The 19,257-nt window shown below is 40.4% G+C and carries 12 protein-coding genes; 1 reads left to right on the plus strand and 11 read right to left on the minus strand.

Annotation, left to right across the window (positions count from 1 at the left end):
• From ACYPZI_RS02320 to ACYPZI_RS02370, 11 genes are all read right to left on the minus strand, one after another.
• The gene (locus tag ACYPZI_RS02320; RefSeq protein WP_459598210.1) at positions 1-2,202 is read right to left on the minus strand and encodes a GH92 family glycosyl hydrolase; all 2,202 of its coding nucleotides are present in this window, start codon (positions 2,200-2,202) and stop codon (positions 1-3) included.
• A gap of 111 nt (positions 2,203-2,313) precedes the next feature.
• Complete coding sequence (locus ACYPZI_RS02325) at positions 2,314-3,633, minus strand: BNR repeat-containing protein (RefSeq protein ID WP_459598212.1); 1,320 nt, start codon at positions 3,631-3,633, stop codon at positions 2,314-2,316.
• 727 nt (positions 3,634-4,360) lie between these two features.
• The gene (locus ACYPZI_RS02330; RefSeq protein ID WP_459598214.1) at positions 4,361-6,895 is read right to left on the minus strand and encodes a zinc-dependent metalloprotease; all 2,535 of its coding nucleotides are present in this window, start codon (positions 6,893-6,895) and stop codon (positions 4,361-4,363) included.
• 73 nt (positions 6,896-6,968) lie between these two features.
• A complete protein-coding gene (locus tag ACYPZI_RS02335) occupies positions 6,969-7,832 on the minus strand; it encodes a peroxiredoxin family protein (protein ID WP_459598216.1) in 864 nt (287 codons plus the stop codon).
• A 99-nt stretch (positions 7,833-7,931) separates the two neighbouring features.
• Positions 7,932-9,440, minus strand: coding sequence for a PKD-like family lipoprotein (locus tag ACYPZI_RS02340; protein ID WP_459598218.1), 1,509 nt, complete (start codon positions 9,438-9,440; stop codon positions 7,932-7,934).
• A gap of 12 nt (positions 9,441-9,452) precedes the next feature.
• Positions 9,453-10,277 carry a DUF4843 domain-containing protein gene (locus ACYPZI_RS02345; protein ID WP_459598220.1) on the minus strand — a complete coding sequence of 275 codons (825 nt, stop codon included), beginning with the start codon at positions 10,275-10,277 and terminating at the stop codon, positions 9,453-9,455.
• Between the two features lie 9 nt (positions 10,278-10,286).
• Positions 10,287-11,801 carry a RagB/SusD family nutrient uptake outer membrane protein gene (locus ACYPZI_RS02350; RefSeq protein ID WP_459598222.1) on the minus strand — a complete coding sequence of 505 codons (1,515 nt, stop codon included), beginning with the start codon at positions 11,799-11,801 and terminating at the stop codon, positions 10,287-10,289.
• A 12-nt stretch (positions 11,802-11,813) separates the two neighbouring features.
• Entirely contained in the window at positions 11,814-15,215 is a 3,402-nt protein-coding gene (locus ACYPZI_RS02355) for a SusC/RagA family TonB-linked outer membrane protein (RefSeq protein ID WP_459598224.1), read from the minus strand.
• A 192-nt stretch (positions 15,216-15,407) separates the two neighbouring features.
• Positions 15,408-16,439: a FecR family protein gene (locus ACYPZI_RS02360; RefSeq protein WP_459598226.1), complete on the minus strand. Its 1,032-nt coding sequence runs from the start codon at positions 16,437-16,439 to the stop codon at positions 15,408-15,410.
• Positions 16,440-16,875: 436 nt separating this feature from the next.
• Positions 16,876-17,478: an RNA polymerase sigma factor gene (locus ACYPZI_RS02365; RefSeq protein ID WP_459598228.1), complete on the minus strand. Its 603-nt coding sequence runs from the start codon at positions 17,476-17,478 to the stop codon at positions 16,876-16,878.
• Positions 17,479-17,806: 328 nt separating this feature from the next.
• Positions 17,807-18,019, minus strand: coding sequence for a DUF4372 domain-containing protein (locus tag ACYPZI_RS02370; RefSeq protein WP_459598463.1), 213 nt, complete (start codon positions 18,017-18,019; stop codon positions 17,807-17,809).
• Between the two features lie 424 nt (positions 18,020-18,443).
• Here ACYPZI_RS02370 and ACYPZI_RS02375 point away from each other — a divergent pair, with 424 nt between their 5' ends.
• Positions 18,444-18,707 carry a plasmid mobilization protein gene (locus tag ACYPZI_RS02375; protein ID WP_459598229.1) on the plus strand — a complete coding sequence of 88 codons (264 nt, stop codon included), beginning with the start codon at positions 18,444-18,446 and terminating at the stop codon, positions 18,705-18,707.
• The last annotated feature ends 550 nt before the right edge of the window (positions 18,708-19,257 follow it).

The raw sequence follows: 19,257 nt of genomic DNA on the forward strand, positions 1-19,257 counted from the left end.
TTATTGGTTAGTGTCTTTGTTATCAGGTTGATCTGTCATTGTAAATACCAACGTACCGCCGTCCATAATGTCTTTGTGATGTATAGACAAACCTTCTACAGTCTTTCCATTCAACGCAACAGACTTCACATACTTGTTTTCTTTAGAAAGCCCTTTGGCTTCCATCGTGAAAGTTTTGTTACCAGGGAGTGTCAAAACGACCTTGCTCACCTGTGGCGCACCCAATGCATATTCTCCTCCGGCCGGATTTACCGGATAAAAGCCCATAGCCGAGAATAAATACCAGGCAGACATTTGTCCACAGTCATCATTTCCACACAGGCCATCCGGTTTCGGCAAATAAAAACGATCAAAGATTTCTCTGATAAGCGCTTGTGTTTTGTCCTTTCTGCCAGCGTAGTTATAAAGATAGGCCACATGATGGCTGGGTTCGTTTCCATGTGCATACTGACCTATCAATCCGGTAACATCCGATACAAATCCGCCTCCCTCAATTCGTTCATCCAGATAGAACAACGAATCGAGTTTAGTAACAAAATTGCCGTTACCTCCCATCAGATCGATTAAGCCTTGTACGTCGTGTTGTACGTGCCAAGTATATTGCCATGCATTCCCTTCTGTATAATCGCCTCCGGAAGTAGAAGCATGGGATAACAAGAACGGATTAAAGGGAGTACGCCAATTGCCTTTAGAATCCTTACCTCTCATTAAATTGGTCTGCGAATTAAACAAGTTTTTATAAAACTCAGATCGTTTTTTAAAGTATTCATAATCTCCAGTTTTACCCAAAACTTTTGCCATTTGTGCCACACAGTAGTCATCAAAACCGGATTCAAGTGTCCTGGATATGGATTCTGTTTCAATAATATCAAATGGATAATAGCCATATTTATTATAAACCTCCCAATCTGAATTCAGATGACTGGCCATGGAAGAACCTTTAATCGCTTCATAAGCATCTTCTGCATTAAATCCTTTAAAGCCTTTCAGATAAGCATCTACAATAACCGGAATAGAATGATTGCCAATCATACAATAATTTTCTTTTCCCCACAAGGCCCAAATAGGAAGAGCTCCCTTGACTTTATAATGATCGATCATCGTTTGTATCATACCATCCACTCTTTCGGGAGCCAGAATAGTATATAAAGGATGTGCAGCACGATAAGTATCCCACAAAGAGAGAGTTGAATAATAAACACCGGTAGGTGAAATATAAACATTGTCATCCGCTCCTCTGTACTTACCATCCAAATCGGCTATATTATTAGGCTGAATGAATAAATGATACATGGAGGTATAAAAGTTCACCTTTTCTTCGTCTGTACCATCAACCCGGGCACGGGACAATAATTCATTCCACTGGTCAACAGCTTTCTGTCTTACACCTTCAAAACTCCAGTTCGGATTTTCTTTTTCCAATGATGTAAGAGCCCCGTCCATACTAACCGAAGACAGGGCGATTTTTACTTGTACGACCTCTTCTTTGCCACCATCAAATGAGAGAATAAGGCGCTTGCCCTTTTCACCTTCCTGTATTGGGAATTCTTCCTTTACGGTATAAGGTTTATCAAACTTGATTACATAAAAATACTGTCTTTGCACCCATTCCGTTACCTCATTATGCCCCATAATGGTATAAGCATCCGGCATTGAAATATTGGCATTCAGAACATGCGTTTTCAATCGTTCCGAACTATTGACCAGCCCTCTTTGCAGATCGAGCAAGATACGAGGATTACCGTCTTTAAACACATACTTATGGAAAGATGTATGAGCAGTTGCGGTAAGCTCCACATCCACATTGGCATCCGTTAAGTTTACAGCATAATAACCGGCAGACGCTTTTTGAGTATCTTTATCATAGCTGCTTTTATAAGCATTATCCGGTAATTCGTTACAGAAAGGCAACAGGAGAACATCACCCAAGTCGGGCAATCCCGTACCATTCAGATGGGTTTGCGCAAAACCATCGATATAATCATCATCATAATTAAATCCAGAACAGTATCTCCAAGAGCCAGTACCTGACTCAGGACTCACTTGCACCAGACCAAAAGGTACACAGGCACCCGGAAATGTATGGCCATTATCAGCATTACCTATTAACGGATTGACATACTGAGTATAATCCGGACGTTGCTCCACGGAACACGAAATCAAGATTATTGACAGAAGGAAACTACACAATTGCTTATTCATACGTATTTTAGTTTATATGATCTTTAAATTACTATTTCTATTCAAACCTGTCATTAATTGAAATTTGTCAATGACGGATTACTTACATAACGACTATTGGTTCTTGGGCTTTTACTGAACAGTTTCCTCTATAACTTTCAGTATGGCAGGTTCAACATGTACCCCTACTCGCATCGTATCACGGTTTTGAGGTAAAGTTTCCCATTCCAGATGGAATTTTTTTCCTTTACAACCTTTACCACAATCATTAGATATCTTTTTGACCATAGATGATGCAGGTTTGTCTTCAGCCTTTTTCTTTTCTAGCGGAGACTTAACAACCACATCCTTAACTGCTTTTAATGTATTTTCATCAACCAGCCAATACCCTTCTCCGTATTTAATATGATCATAATTTATCTTCACCAGATTATTCCCATACTTCTGAGCTCCCTTTATGACAATTTCAAAAGGAATACCACCTCCACCCGAAAAGTACCATCTGTAATTCCAATTACTGATTTGTTTTATTTCCCATTTACCTTGATTGACACGGGCGATATAAGCTTGATTATTTCCGTTTTTATCAAATTTAGAATAAGTGATAAGCAAATGGTTTTTATTATCAAATCCGGCGAGTGGCCCTCCGTTGATAAGGCCGCCTTCTACCGGGACTGGATCCACCCACAGCTCTTTCTGTTCAATCGTTATCGGAAGCTTTACTCGTTTACCATCCACACTCTCCCAATCTTTCAGATTACGGCTACGGGCATAAGAAAGATGATTATTTGTCTCGCAACGGTATGAATCCCGCCAAACCCAAACCAAGTGATAATAGCCATCAGGCCCCAAACCCGGGCCAGTCATATAAGCATTTCGAAGGTTCTTTCCATCCGTCAAAGGTTTATCAAGAAGTTGACTCCATGTCTGCGTCTTCACATCATACACATTGAATATTTCATTTCCATTACCACTGCCCCCGTCTCTGTAATGATAGATAAAAGCGTTTTCCGGGCCTGTCATAAAAGCCGGATAAGTCACTTTCGTTTCATTCTTACCCGTCATATAATGAATTTCTTTAAAAGAAGTAATATCCAATGGTGTGGTAGTTCTAAGATACATCAGAGTATCTACATGCATATTCCCACTCAAATGAATCTGATTGTCGCTATCCACCTTCATTGCAATGGAATTATGACCATCCCACCCTATTTTTGAAGGTAAAGTTTGATAAATCCATGTATCTTCGCTAATATTACGGGATGCCACTATCATCTGATGATCAGGAGCATAATAAGCTACAAACTGTTTATCACCATGGGTCAACAGACAATAGGCAACAGGAAAATCCGAAAGAACCGGCGCTACAATAATTTCTTTTTTCGCCGTTTGAGCAAATAATGAGAAAGTTGAAAATAGCAGTAAGTAAAGAATCAGTGTACTCTTTTTCATATTAATTTAATGTATTTAAGTTATATACCTAAGAAAATCTTCATTCACATCACATATATATTCCTATCACATTCTTTTATCCGATGCAAATTTACTCCTGCCCGAACAATCTATAAATAGATAAAAAAAATAATAGATAGACAATATTATTATTTAAGGCTTAAGTATTCGGCACTTCAAAACATACATTTTTAATGGAGTAATTTGTTATCAATTGGTAGAACAATAAAGACATGAGTTGTTATCAACCGACACTTGCAGCTATATCTGTCTCGCTACTATACTTGAAGTACTATACTCTGGTGTTTTAGTGAAAATAGAAAGAGGAGGAAACTGGAAAAGAAAGAAAAAAGAGAAAAATAGCTGCAATGGGAACAAGCGACATTGTAAACTATAACTCCAGCCTGTATAAGAAAGGGATATATATCTGGATGGGGATTACACTTGGATGAGAAGTTTTAGCCCTGAAAGGAGCGGTGTATTTCGGGGTGCTGGATACCGAGCTATGCTGTTTTCCGTTAGATGTAAAAAAGACACTAGCCCATAATGCTTAGCAATAGATAAAGCCATGCTAGGCTGTAGGTTCTGCCTTATAGGGTGGTCCCTGCAAGCAGAGCATACCGACTATTATTGTAAATATTTCGAGGATCTGTGATTAAAAGACAGCCCTTACTTATCGCAAGTAAGGGCTGTTAAGCTATATTATTTACAGGTTATTCATCAGCTATTATTTTTTTTCTTCTACATCTAATCCTTTCTTAATACGGCTTACGATGTCCTGTAAATGATATTTTGTCAATTCATCGTCCGTTCGTATAATTTCTTTATTTATATCGTCGCAAAGAGAAAGCAGGTGAGCACGGATAATACTGGAAACGTCCGAACGGGTAGGGTCGGGATTTATGTATAGTATCAACCCATTTCCGTTATTTGCCCCGACAATTTCATTCACAGACTTAAAAGATTTGAATGTATTGTCGATGTATAGCTTTTGTAGGTCGCGCCGGTAAATATCGATAGGTTTATGTGTATAGATTTCTGTCCATATCGCTTGTTTAAGGTCATTCAGAAATTCAGAGATTCCATACCCTTTATCTCCTTTGGCCTGGTTTTTTGTGAACCCTAACAGAATATCCGATCCCTGTAAACGCACTAATGCGGCATATTGGGCAGAGCCGATATATATTGCCGGATTTAAAGCCATGTACGAACCAATCGTATCGCTAAGCAACCATCGGGGCGTTTCGAAAAGATTTTCAGCGAGGAACTTCATTGCGGCTTTTTGTTTCTCATATTCTACCGGTTCATAGATTGCTCCATCCTGTTCTATACTTTTGTATGTGGCATATTTGCCACCGATCAATTTAAGCACATGCGCCATGTAAAGCCTGTATTGCTTAAGCAATTCGATGTACATTGCCTGCCAGTTTTCATAACCTTCGTTTTCCATGCGCGTCCAATCTTTCAACCGGGGCAATATACGTTGCAGGTTTTTCAATCCATAAGAACTTGCAAGGATAGGGTCGTCTCCCAAGTCTTCGCTTTGCGAACGCGGATCGGTACTTTCGTATTCACCGCCGAAGAAATATCGCTTGTCACTCTTCAACTGCTTAATAATCCACCGGTTTAGGTAGGGTTCTTCATCTTCGGGTGTTTTAAATTGGGGAAACCACCTGTATCCCCATTCTATCGCCCATTTATCATAGTCGCCAATACGGGGGAATATTCCTTTTTCACCTATCTTGTCTTCAGGTTGCGCTACGTAGTTGAAGCGTGCATAGTCCATAATAGAAGGTGTATGCCCGTGTTTTTCCACCCAGTTTTTATCACGTAGCTTTTCAACAGGTACAGTTGAACTTGAACCGTAATTATGCCTCAAGCCCAATGTGTGCCCCACTTCGTGTGAGGATACGAAACGAATCAGCTGGCCCATCAATTCGTCGTCGAACTGCATGGTATTAGCCCGTGAATCGATAGCCCCGGCTTGTATCATATACCAGTTACGTAATAATTGCATGATATTATGGTACCAGTTGATATGAGTCTCCATAATTTCTCCGCTGCGGGGATCATGCACATGCGGCCCGCTTGCGTTAGCTATAGCCGAAGGTTTATAAACAATCATGCTGTGACGGGCGTCGGCAATACTCCATGTCGAGTCATTTTCAGGTGCAGGCAATGCTTTTATGGCATTCTTGAATCCGGCTTGTTCAAATGCTTCCTGCCAGTCGTTCACTCCGGCGATCAAATAAGGCGCCCATTTTTTTGGTGTGGCGGGATCGATGTAATAGACGATTGGATTTTTCGGCTCCACCAGTTCGCCACGCAAATATTTGGCACGATCTTCGGCCTTAGGTTCCAGACGCCAGCGGGTAATGAATGCTTTCTCTTTTACCCCCTGGGGATTGCTGTCAAAATCATAAAAACCTCTGGAAAAGAATCCTACACGGGCATCGGCATACCGCGGCCTCATGGGGGTCTCGGGCAGCAATAACAGCGAACTGTTCAACTCGTAGGTAATAGGCAGTGTTGATACGCCGGCGTTAGGGTCGGTCGATACTTTCGAGTACGACCGTACCGTACGTATTTCCACATTAGCCGGGTAGGGACAAATATCGTTGATATATGACATATCGTTTTGGACAGCTCCGATCGAAAGGCTTTTTTTTACTGTCGAATTAAAATAAAAAATTTCATTTTCAGTTTGCAGGAAGTCGGTAACGTCGATAACAGACGTTTTGATTTTCAGGCTGTCACCGCCGAAAGCCTTAATGGCAAAGGATGCCGATATCGGTTGTATATTCGATCTGACCACCGAACGGTACATTCCGTTTGCTGTACTGTCTGCCGAGTTCTCGGTAAAAATCATTCTACGGATAAATACCTTGTTGGATGGTCCGCGTTCAAAGCGAATGACGTTTTCTCCTATCTGGTCGCCTGCATAAACATGTATTTGTGGACGAATCCCTGCTGCCGCTTTCGCTATACGATTCACGACCAATATGTCGCGGCCTAACAATGTGTCCGGTATTTCCATGAAGAACCTGTCATCTATCCGGTGTACATCCAGTAGGCCATGCTTCGTTATCGCTTTGTCCGTAATGACCTCTTTATAGGGTTTCGGCTGGTTGTTAGGCTTTGTTTCTACCGGTTTTACGGTTTCTTTTTTTGCCGTATCTGCCGGTAATACAGTTTGCTGTTGTGCAGAAAGGGATAGTCCGTTTATGAATAAAAGTATAAACAGAATTTTCAATTTTATCATTGTTTAATGTATATGATTATAATTATCAATAAAATAGTTAATCTAAAATTATAAATTCGGGATTAATAACCGCTCATTTCAGTAATTCTTCCAGTTTTTTAATTAACGCCGTTCCACGCATGTTAATAGCGATGATTTTACCTTGCGGGTCTAACAGGAAGTTTTGCGGAATAGAGCGAATGCTGTACGTCTGGGCTACTTTGCTATCCCAATATTTCAAATCCGAAACGTGTGTCCATACCAACCCATCGTCGTGAATAGCTTTCAACCACGCGTCGTATTTGCCGGATTGATCGAGCGACACGGAAAGAATCTCGAAATTTTTGTCTTTGAACAGGTGATATGCTTTTACTATAACAGGATTTTCCTCCCGGCAGGGGACACACCAGCTTGCCCAAAAATCGAGCAGTAGATATTTTCCTCTAAAATTATTGAGACTGACAGGTTTACCAATGGTGTCATTCGCCGTGAATTCAGGAGCTAGCGCACCAACGGCAACCCGCAGGAAGCGATCTATCACTTCCCGGGTCTTAAGCCCCTCCGGACTCTCCCGCACGGATTTATCCAGTCCGTTGAATAATTGATCACAAACCCGTATGTCATCAGGTAAATGTCCGATGACATCATTAAGGGCTTTGATACTGACGTAGTAATCCGGATGCGATTTGATGAATGCGATCTCTTTCGTTTTCCGTTCATCCTTCAGTAGTTTCATTTCGTACCGCCATTGGGCCAGACCGATAGTATCATATTTTACCTTATTCTTTTGGGCATCGTAATAAGCCTGTTGGCAGTCCGACAACTTTTTGTCGCTTTCCCGCAAAGCAGCAGACAACTCGGACTGCTGTTTTGCCAAAACTGTCGAATCAGGTTCTGAAGCCGAAACGCATATTACCCAGAGGAACATTAACGCAAGAATCAGTATAAGTTTATTCATTTTACCTATTATTTTCATTATTAAATATATTAATGCCGGGAATATGAAGTATATCTCAACAACAAGAACATTTTTAACATGCACTTTGGGCGCTTGTTTTTAATATATCCTGGAACCGTTTCCTTGTTCTAGGTAATTGATACATGCGACACTTCCATCTCCATCGATATCAGACATAGATGATGACGGAGCCAGTTCGCCAATGGTGCTAATGTCATAAAATCTTACCTTGTATTTTCCATTGGCAGTAGTTGCTATAACAAAATAGTTAACTGTCGACGCGGCAGACGAATCAGGAAACCTTACATGCTGCATACAGGTAATAGTCTCCCCCGCAGGTAGTGTAAACAACAGTTTTTCAGGAGCTGAATTTATATCGGTCTGGTATATATTATTATTTTTAGCATAATAAATATAGTCATATTCACAGTTGCCTGCTATTTTATCGGCGTTCATAAGGCCATGTGATGGACTGAAATCTTTTGTACTTTCAATAATGGGCGTGCCACTACCATAAGCGTACAAGTATTGGAAAAGCACATTAAACTTGAATATAGTACCCGAACCATCGGCTTTCCTGACAAGCAGCAAGGCTATAGCCTGGCTTCGAACATTAATATACGAGGCTATCCAGACTATATCGGCATTCATATTAGTCAAATCGGATCCTAGAGAACGCATGACTTGGAAATTAACGCCGTCGACTAAAACTATCGACTTCGAATTTTCGTCAAACAGGAGGGGCATCGCACCCACAGCCGCAATCGGCGATAACTTATATGTAGAAACCGGAGGATGCGCGAAACGCCCCCCTTTATTTAAAACATACATCTTACCGTCATTAATAAGAATGGAATACATCGTAGAAGTCGGTTGCAATATGGTTTCCGGCTTTTTATTGTCAGGCGCCGTAAAAAACATATCATTATATCCCATTTCTTTTAATCCGTTGTCTATCCGGTAAATACCTGCATCTTTATCGGAAATGACAAAAAACGTATTATATGTATTGGAAGATGTAGGCGTGGGTTTCATCTGTGGCGAAAAAATCGCTTTTATGGCATTACCGTCGAGGCTTTCCCCGTTGTATGACTTTATCCACTTGTCAATCCGGCCCCCGCTGTATATAAAATCGAAATCTGTTTTATTATTCTCTGTAATAAGAAGATACCAGCCCTTCATATTCAGGGTGGAAACAAATAAATCGGATGTAATTTTAGTGGTTACCTTTGTTTCTTTATCCTGGACATTAAATATAAGAATGTATTGCCCCGGTTCAAGAAATACTTCATAATCCAAATTCTTTGTAAAAGACAGGGTATCTGCCTTCGGTAATGCCGGTTCGTTCGGGTTGTATTTGGTGGAATAAACGAGCCAGCAAAATTCGTAGCGATTCTCGTTTTGCACTGTCGGGTCGATCCTCAATATGTCCCGATAAGAGTATACTTCGTATTGATTATCCAGACCGGAAACTAAAACCGGTAAAAGATCGTCCGTTCCATCATCGCTCCTGTCTTCAAAGCACGAGTGTAACATGATAGGAAACAAGGCGATTATTAGTAATAAGTTATATGTTTTTTTCATACCTGTAATTAATCTAAATTTCATCTTTAAACTTCATTAAGGAAACGTAACCAAGGCGCTGCCGGGATTGTTTGTTTCACGCAATGGCGCTGTACCGTTTGCTATATTAACAGGGTCATTGTTATACTTATTCAGAGCTTCTTTGAGTAGATTCCTGTAATGAGCCTGAGCCTGGACAGCGCTGACCTCCTGCCACCAGGCTTCATCGATCACTTCGCCGATTACATTTATCATAAACTGGTGCTTGACGGTACTGTAATTACCCAATGTACCATAAGCCGCGGCTTGGTAATTGTCTACCCGCCACGAATAGAAACGTTCTAACCGGTCGGAGAATATGATAGTTTTGGCACGGGCTTTTAACTCGCCTAATCCGAATTCGGCCGATTCGTCCAATTGTACCCGCAGTCGGAAACTGGCATCCTTCAGGCTGGCGTCGCGAAGCAGGACGACCGGAATCAACGCTGTTACTTCATTCGCTTTTATCACGTACATTTTTTTTAGGGAAGCATCGGAAAAGTCCACATAGTGTTGACCCGGAACAGCCTTGTTCGGTAATTCGGTTTCGATGGTATCTGTTATATTTCCTGTTACGGGATCTCTCTCATATGTGATACTGTATTCGGGTACCTGTATCAATTTTACTTCGCGGTCGTGGTTTGCCACATTCCCGATGGTATTCACCCTGATGTATACGGTATCGACGGTTACGGAGGACAGCTCGTACACAAAGGTGAAATTCGTTGTCACGGTGTCACTCATCTGTATACGGTCAGCCCCGGCATACGACAGGTACTCTGTTTCCGAGCATCCCGTGGCTATCAGTATAATGATGACCGGTATATATATAAGTTTCTTCATAATAGTAAGTTATTTATTGTGGTATTCTATTTCACGCAATGGTTTGGGAACAACATATTTTGCCGCGCTACCCAAAAAAGATGTGTAAGTCCAACTAGACGGCAGGGTAGTTACATTGTAGCGTTTATAAGTAAAGAACGATTGCCCTTCCGCGTAAAATTCGCGGCAATATTCCCTGACCATCTTGTTGCGCCGGTCTGTTTCCCAATCCGAATCGGAAAACGCGGTAAAAGGAATCCCTTTCTGTCCGCAATAGTATTTATAGGATGTTTCGGCAGTGGCTTTGGTTTCGGCGCATTCGGTAAGAATCAGATACATTTCACTTAACCTCAGCAAAGGAACCTGGAGAACCCGCGCATATTCGTTTACGTTTTGAATGTATTTCTTATACATCACTTCGCTTGTTTTACCTGAAAGAGTTTTATAGCTCCACATCCCGTTCCAGCGGATATCGGATACCCGTTCAGCTACCGGAAACAAATTATTCAGATAATAAAAACCATCTTGTACCGAGAAATCGTAACGGGCAAGCGAACCGGTTTCGCCAAAAAGGTTGTTGGCTTTGTTCGTCAGGTCGTAGACACTCAATGCCATAATGTGTTCGGGCGACATTGTATAATCCTGTGCTACGCGGTCAGCATCTGTTCCCAGACGGAAAGTCGGTGTTCCGTTATGATCCTTGGCGTCGATTACCATTTGCGCATACCTGGCGCCATTGGCTTTCATGGATCCATCCTGTGCGGATAACCACATATATACGCGGGCTTTGATCGCCAGTACAGCATAGTAATTCATCCGTATCTGGCGAACGGCGATATAATCATCCTCCGTTGTAAAATCTCCTTTATCCAGGTCATTCATTGCCATATCGGCGATAGAAAAAGTAAGGATCGGGTCGACTTTTTTCAGCAATATTTCCGCTTCGTCCAAATCGCTTATAATAGCTTGCGTATAATCCTTATAAGTAAGCGCCGGGTGTACCTCTTTGGTAACGGTTTTTACGTAAGGCAGCAACCCGCCTTCACCTACGTTTATCGGCATTGGCCCAAACAGGCGTAGAACATCGAAATGGCAGAACGCCCTTATCGCAAGAGCTTCGCCTTTTATCATTTCGTAATTGCCATCGGAGAATACTGCCTGTTGTACATCAATTTCCTCCAGGATACTATTCACATCGGCTATTACTTTATAGAGATTTTCATAGATACCGTCCATCCTGCTCCTGACATTACCATTGTTATAATTACAATTTAATAATTCTGCCAGTATGGTATTGTTTGTCGAAGTATTATACCAATTACAAGCCATATATTCAACATCGTTCCATATCAACGCACCTCCATATACACGTTCTTCGTTCAGACGAATATATGCGCCGGTAAGCGCGCTCCGGAAACCTTTCTGGGTTGTAAATAATTTATTTTTCGGATTTTGATCTACCGGCGTTACGTCCAGCCAATCGTTACATCCTGTGTACAACAGGCTGCCAAGCAGCCATATTATTACAACTATATATTTTTTCATACGTTTTATTGTTTAGAACATTAAGGATAGAGACATTATCAATTGGCGGGTAAACGGATAATTCGTGCCGCGTTCCCGCTTAACAGAAGATATATAGAATAACTCGCCTGTACTGGCGGATACTTGCATATTTTGTACGCCCAGCATATCCAGCCATTTTTTCGCGCGTATCTCATACATAAGGGTTGCGTTCTGGCAAATCAACGTATTTTCGTTCTGAACAAAGCGGGAGGTGGCCTCAGACATGGTGTAGTCATAATCGTTTATACCCCTGAAGAAAACCTTGTCGCCCGGCTGTTTCCACCGGTCGGTAAATACCCTTTCGTCCACGTTCATCAGTTTGTTGGTAACTTCCACCTTATCCCGCAATGTCTGGTTGTATAACTGGCCTCCCCACTGGTAGCCAAACGAAACATTCAGTGTAAAGTCTTTATAACGGAACATTGAGCTGAAACTTCCCCTGTATTTAGGCCGGCTGTTTCCTACGGCAATCCTGTCGCGCGCATTCCATGTATAAGTCACTTCACCTTCTTTAGTCAGATACAGTTCCCGCCCTGTACTCGGGTCTATACCCAAAGATTGTACCACATAAATGGTACTTGGCGAATCTCCTTCGCGAAGTATCTTGTTCGGGCTGGAACCTCCAAGCAAAGCCAACTTTTCATTAGCGGCCTTCATCGCTTCCGATAACTTCACGATTTTGTCCTTATCATGGGCAACCATGCCTCTCACGGACCACGATATCCCACGTTTCAAATCCTGTATCAGAAAAACAGTAGCGGATAATTCAAAACCGCGGCTCTCCAGATTGCCCACATTTTCGGTGTAGGTACTGAATCCGTTGGAATATGGCAATTCCAGATCGGATAACAGGTTCGATGTTTTTTCTTTATAGATATCAGCTTCCAGCCTCAGACGGCTATTAAATATATCCGTTTCCAGCCCAAGGTTGTATTTTTTTCGTACCTGCCACTGCAAATCCTTATTGCCTAAGGCAACCTGGTAAGCCCCTGTCCATATATTGTAGCGACGGTCGGTATAGTACCTGTATGTGGCCAGTGCCATATAAGCGGCAAAGTCCTGTGAGCCGGTTGTCCCGATAGAACCACGTATTTTCAGGCGGTTCACAAACTTCAAATTGTCACGGATAATGGCTTCGTTGTGGAGGTTCCATCCTGCTCCAACAGACCAGAACGGTGCAAAACGACGGTTGGTTCCGTATTGGGAAGCTCCATCCATACGGTAGGAAAAATCGAGCATATAACGATTGTCGTAAATATAATTCGCATTTCCCAATACACCGATTCTGCGGGTAGTAGATTCTAAACCGCCGGGACTCCCGTCTTTCTGGTACTGGAGAGCCATTCCCAAAAAGTCTATCGATTCATCGGGGAACCCTTCCGCAAGGAAACTGTAACTCCGTCCCTGGTTTTGAGTTACATCTACATTTGCCATCGCGTAAAGCGAATGTTTCTCTGCGTAAACCTTGGAAAAGTTGACGGAGAAATTTACCTGATAATTGAAGTTTTTTCCATTGGAATATGCATAACTTCCTTTTCTAAACAGGTCCTCATCAGTATATCCGGCAAAGTCGGAATGGTCGGCCGGTTTAAAAACATCATGATTACTTGTATTGCTTCCGATGGCAATAGACCCCCTGAAGAATAATTCGCTCAACGGTTTCCATTCGATGGCAAAATTATTGGTAATATCAGTATAATCCGACTTATTGTAGGTATTCAATGTGGCATTGTACATCGGATTAGTCCATGCGCCGTTATAACGGGGATTGCCTGTTTGCCCCCAGTAGACGTCACTGTATGGAGTAAAAAAGCGAACCAGATGCCCTTGATTATCATACGGTTTCCAATACGGGTTTAATTCCGCATACTGGGAGAATGACCCATAGGGGGATTCCTCCTGATTTGTATGTCCGATCATCAGGGAGTTTCGGAAAGTCAGGCGCTGATGCTTATAGGTCAAATCAATACCCCCGTTAAATACTTTTCTTCCTGATTCTTTCATAACACCTTGCCGGTCGTTATATTGTGCTTTAATTGCGTATTGAAAAGAACGATCGCCACCTTCTAATTTCAGGTAGTGGTTCTGGTCAATACTGTTATGTAAAGGTTTGGCCAGCCAATCGGTATTGACCCCTTTGGCTACTTCTGCCAATACTTCGTTGTAATATTGCTGAAGAGCAATGTTTTGAGCCGGTGTTCTCAGTGCATTTTCATAATAACCCGACATCTCCTCAAGTTTCAATTTATCACGGGAATTCAGTAAATGATAGCTGCTTAAATCGGGTAAGTTCAGAGACATTTCGCTCCTTAACGATAATCTCAGCTTTCCTATCTCCGGTTCTTTGGTCGTAATAACGATAATACCGTTTGCCCCCCGCGAACCATATAATGCCGTAGCTGCGCCGTCTTTCAATATGGATATGGATGAAATCTCCTGGTCGTTGAGGTCCATCATACGCTGTAAGTTGGTTTCAAAGCCGTTTAATATAATCAGAGGCGTATTGAGCGCGGTGGAGGTTTGTTCCTGTAACTGATTGATTGAGGGAAGGTTTCCTGTTCCACGGATTTGTATTTCCGGTAAACGGTTTGGGTCAGCGCCCCAAACATTGTTTTCGATCACATTAAAAGATGGGTCGATGTTGCTCAATGTTGTAAAAATATTTCGTCCGCGAAACAATTGCAGCTCTTCATTGGTAATTACACTTACTGCCCCGGTATAACTGTTTTTCTTTTTTGTCGAAATCCCTGTTATAATAACATCCTCCAATACATTTACCGTATCTTCCATTACGATGTTCAGGTTTTTGCCTGTATACCTTACTTCTTGCGGTTTCATTCCGATAAAGGAGAAAATCAATACCGGATTAGTTTCTGTGCCTTGGGGTATTGTAATGGAATATTCTCCGTTAGCATTAGAAAGTACAGCCAGACCTGTGTTCTTCACCTGAACGGATACGCTTGGCAACGGATTATTATCCATGTCTGTAATGACACCTGTCATTACAACATTGTTTGTTTCCGGATCTTGCCGGGATTCAGGCTGAACTGTTTTTGTGTTCTCCGTGGTTTCCGGCTTGGCTATAATCAAAATCTTATCGTTGCTTACACTATAGGTCAGGTTCGTGTTTACCAGTAATGCCTTCAATGTATTATCAACGGTACGTTCCGACTTTAGCAAGGTAATGTTCTTGTATGCGGAAATAAGGGTCAGTGAATAATTCATCCTGAAACCGGATAATTTTCCAACCTGATCCAATCCGTCTTTCAGCGGTTGGTTTTTCAGTTCAAGCACTATCTTCGTTTGCAACGATTGCGCAGACGCATTAAAGCCGCATAACACCAATAGCATGAACGTCACAATGCAAAGAATATAATGTCGTTTTCTTTTCATATCTTTGTGATTGGTTATAATGAAAAATATTAACTAATAGTAATTTGTTTTAACCCTAAAAAACCCTTCGTATAATCCCCATCATCGAAGGGTTTTTATTATTGTTCCTTTATATATTACCGGAATTTAAGATGAATTCATATGTATCATAGTATAGCTATTGCTTTTGTGTGATTTATCCGATATTTACTTTTATTGTTCTATTTGATATATAGTTACTTTATTACCTTCAATGATGTAGTTTGTCGCCGAATTGATGACGCATAGGATATCCAATACGCTTTCCAAAGATTCCGTCCCTCTGAATGAGGCTACGATTAATGTATTGGTCAACTTACTGCCCCGAATTTCTATGTCTACATTGTACCGTTTACTCAATACGACAGCAATATCCTTTATACTCATCCCATTAAACTCCATCTCTTGTTTTGTCCAATCCACCACGTCTTTTGTGCCTTGTTCGTCAACTATAAGTTTTTTTCCCGCCAATTTTGTTTTATTGTATTCTATTTCTTCGTTTAACGATAGATTAGCTAACACTTGTTTAGTATTTTCCACCCTGACTTTTCCCCGTGTTACAGTTACCCTGATACGGTCATCGTCAGGCCATGCCTTGATATTGAAAGATGTACCCAATACGGTTGTTTTCAGTTCGCCGCTATATATGATAAAAGGTTTTCCTGTATTGTATTTAATGTCGAAAAAGGCCTCTCCAACCAATCGTATTTCTCTTCTTTCTGCTCCAAAACCGGAAGCCAGTTCGACTGTACTGTTGGCTTGTAATACGATTTGCGAACCGTCCGGTAACATAATATTCCGGACATATGAAACCGGTTCATCCATTGGTGTATGCATGACTTTCAAAACAATAGTATTCTCTTGTGGAGGTATATCCCGGTTTAGCATATAATTGCCTAATCCGGCTAAAATGATTAGCAGGACAGCCACAGAAGCTACACGAAACCACAGTCTTTTTCGTTTAGGTTGGGTAATCGTAGAAACTTTCGATCCGGAAATAAGGATAGATGACAGAATTTCTTTAGACCGCTTGTCCGACAGGTGTTCTGCCGGCTCGTACTCGTTCCAGACATTCCACAGGATTTTTCTCAGTTGGTTGTCCGTAAAGAAACGGGTCATATCGGCCAGTTTAGCTTTATCTTCGTTACTATACGTTCCATGGAGGTAACTACGCAGTAAGTCTTTGAATATATATTTTTTCATCATCCAATATATTGTTAATTAATGAAAATATGCTTCTTCAACAGAAAAGAATACTTTTGTTTCAGATAGCTTATATACAGCTTTTTATATTGTAATGTGGATATATGGTTCTAATCGCTATATGGGATTCTTTTGATAAGAATTACCACACTTTAATATATAAGACGAATAAATATAAAAAAGCACCTAGTCGGTTGTTGTTTTTTTTGAAATTTTGCTATTAAATGTTTTGTTAATGAGTTATAATGACAAGGATATAGATAAAATTGCTTACAAATGCTGTCTTAAACAATATTTTTTTGTTGTTTTGTAAAGTAAATAAAAAATATTGCTAATAATGTCTGTATGAGAAAAATGTATTGATTAAGAACGGAAGTGAAAATGTAAAAGTTTAAGGTTGCTGGCGGCGGTCAGGTTATTATGTTGTTATGGCTATAAATCAAAATATAGATAGATACATGCATAATAATAAAATCGGATAATTATCCGATACATACATCCGTATATTGATGAGCGCCTGTCTCATGTGGTTTTGGACAGTAGAAACGGAGATGTTCATTTTGTCCGCGATTTCGGCATGGGACAAACCATCTATACAGTGGAAGTTAAACACTTTCCTTTGCTGAGAGGGTAATTTCCCAATAGCATATGCTATGGCATTGCTTAGTTCTTTGTTTATTAAAGATTCGAGAGGTGTTTGAGTTGAAGTGTCCGTATCCTCTTTCCCTTTATAATCATCTAAAGAAAATAGGATATCATTGCTCTTTTTCCTGAGTTGGTCAATAGCATAATTTTGAGCGATATGATAGATATAAGCGTTTATATTTCTGATTTGTATAAGTTTGTCGCGTTTTTGCCATATTTTCATAAAAATTTCCTGAACCATATCTTCTGCTTTTGCCGGAGACCGGGTCAGCCCTAAAAAGAATCCATATATTTTATCTTTATAATCATAAAAGAGCGAAGTGAAAGTTTCTTCATCTGAATCTTTTTTTACAAAAAATATATCAGGATTGTCCGTGTCGCGTTTTTTATCTTTCATTTTTTTGTTAAACTTTCATTAACAAAAATACTAAATTTTCAAAAGAATAGCCAAAGTTTTTCATGGGAAAATATTTATTCTTTTTGTTCAAATATCTATTCGGCGTGTAAACAGAGTAAAGGCTGGTGCAAAGAACGGTTTCTATTTGTAGCGATAAGAAAGCGGCTGGACAAATATATATCGCATCGGCATAAAATCAGGAATATGTAATGGTAGTGCTGTCCAAAGCATAAGACATGTTGTCAATATCAAGTAAAAAATCATTGTCTGTTTTATACAGCTTTCGCGCATCCTTTATCAGGATTTGTGCAAAGTCTGCATAAATGCGCTAGTCCCTATTCTCATTAGCCTCCGCTAATGTTGATTTTGATACTGCCTGTTTTATACCGCTATGGTATAATTTGTTTGAAAGCACTTTTAAACAGGCTTCGATATTCCTCAGGCTTTCCCTGTAAGTGAGTTGTGCTAAACTCATTACATAGAAATGTTCACGACAGCTAAAGGTTTTCACTCGGTTATTGCCTTTATATTTATTTTTCAGGTTCGCTAGTTAAAACTATGCCCTTCAGTGCAAGGCTTTCAGCTTCTATAAACATTTAAATATCTCTATGTTAGTCATATTCTGTTGAGAGTTTTAGTATTGATATTCGATCAATATTGATGAGGTTGTATTTATCATATTATTGTGCATACCAAAGAACTTTCAGTTCATCTCTCAATCGACTTATAGTCGACACTCACACGAATTATATTCGTAATCTAACCTATGGATTTTCAATCCATAGTCGTTAAGTTTCTGAGGCAATACTTTTTGACGTAAATATTTCCTGACGTATTTACTTCATGAAATATGGCCTTCCTGCAACACTTGTTTTCAGCAATATTTATTGCAACCCGTATTTCATGCTTCAAACAATTACCGCGTCCTGTCACTGCCGTGTTCCGCGCATTATATATTTATCATAATGACTATGTATCGATTGCCGGGCTTATGGCTTGCAATACATATTGCCTGCATTATTTATTTACTGCAACCTGTGCTTCCTGTATCATTTATTTATTACAACTCTTACCTGACACCCAAAATAATTCCGGCCACAAGTGTGTGTTGCGGCATTAAATTAAACGATGACGAAAACGTCAGGTTTATGTCCTTATTCCTTCAATCGGGAATGAATGAAATGTCAAAATTTATCAAAAGCATGCTGTTCGGAAGCGTTATCAATTGAAAAAATCAGGACGATCTCTTTGCCGAAAAAAGATTTAACCGACAAAAAGAACCATTTTTTGTATTTGATTTATCGGTATAAGTTTAAAAAAGACATATAGATTTGCCACTTGTTAAATATTAAGCGTCAATTATAACCAGTCATCAATATATTCGCATTTAAAATACTTAAAATAAGCGATATACTATCAGGGCAACTCTCAAAAAAGTGAAGAATCGTCGCTAGTTTTATCTATAATAGACAATTAGCAAATTAGCGAATTTGAAACAACGTTCAACGGAACGAAGTGTAGTTAAAATTTGAAAATGGCGCGAAGCGACAATAACAGTCAACAGTCAACAATGGCGCAAAGCGGCAAAGGCTATAGGCTAACAGCTAATGGCTAATTGAGTGTGGAGTTTGTTACATTTTAGTTAAAAAGTTACGAGTAGACGAGATACGAGGTACGAGTTGTTGACTGATGACTGTCGCACGTCATTGCGAGGGTTCGCCCGAAGCAATCCATTAATAATCAATACTCTGGATTGCTTCACTCCGTTCGCAATGACGA

This window comes from Dysgonomonas reticulitermitis (assembly GCF_054601275.1).

Bases quoted from the DNA above. Each gene is read 5' to 3' on its own strand.
- ACYPZI_RS02335 (WP_459598216.1), bottom strand. From the start codon at position 7,832: ATGAATAAACTTATACTGATTCTTGCGTTAATGTTCCTCTGGGTAATA.
- ACYPZI_RS02375 (WP_459598229.1), top strand. From the start codon at position 18,444: ATGACTATGTATCGATTGCCGGGCTTATGGCTTGCAATACATATTGCC.
- ACYPZI_RS02320 (WP_459598210.1), bottom strand. From the start codon at position 2,202: ATGAATAAGCAATTGTGTAGTTTCCTTCTGTCAATAATCTTGATTTCG.
- ACYPZI_RS02360 (WP_459598226.1), bottom strand. From the start codon at position 16,439: ATGATGAAAAAATATATATTCAAAGACTTACTGCGTAGTTACCTCCAT.
- ACYPZI_RS02325 (WP_459598212.1), bottom strand. From the start codon at position 3,633: ATGAAAAAGAGTACACTGATTCTTTACTTACTGCTATTTTCAACTTTC.
- ACYPZI_RS02345 (WP_459598220.1), bottom strand. From the start codon at position 10,277: ATGAAGAAACTTATATATATACCGGTCATCATTATACTGATAGCCACG.
- ACYPZI_RS02355 (WP_459598224.1), bottom strand. From the start codon at position 15,215: ATGAAAAGAAAACGACATTATATTCTTTGCATTGTGACGTTCATGCTA.
- ACYPZI_RS02350 (WP_459598222.1), bottom strand. From the start codon at position 11,801: ATGAAAAAATATATAGTTGTAATAATATGGCTGCTTGGCAGCCTGTTG.
- ACYPZI_RS02340 (WP_459598218.1), bottom strand. From the start codon at position 9,440: ATGAAATTTAGATTAATTACAGGTATGAAAAAAACATATAACTTATTA.
- ACYPZI_RS02330 (WP_459598214.1), bottom strand. From the start codon at position 6,895: ATGATAAAATTGAAAATTCTGTTTATACTTTTATTCATAAACGGACTA.
- ACYPZI_RS02365 (WP_459598228.1), bottom strand. From the start codon at position 17,478: ATGAAAGATAAAAAACGCGACACGGACAATCCTGATATATTTTTTGTA.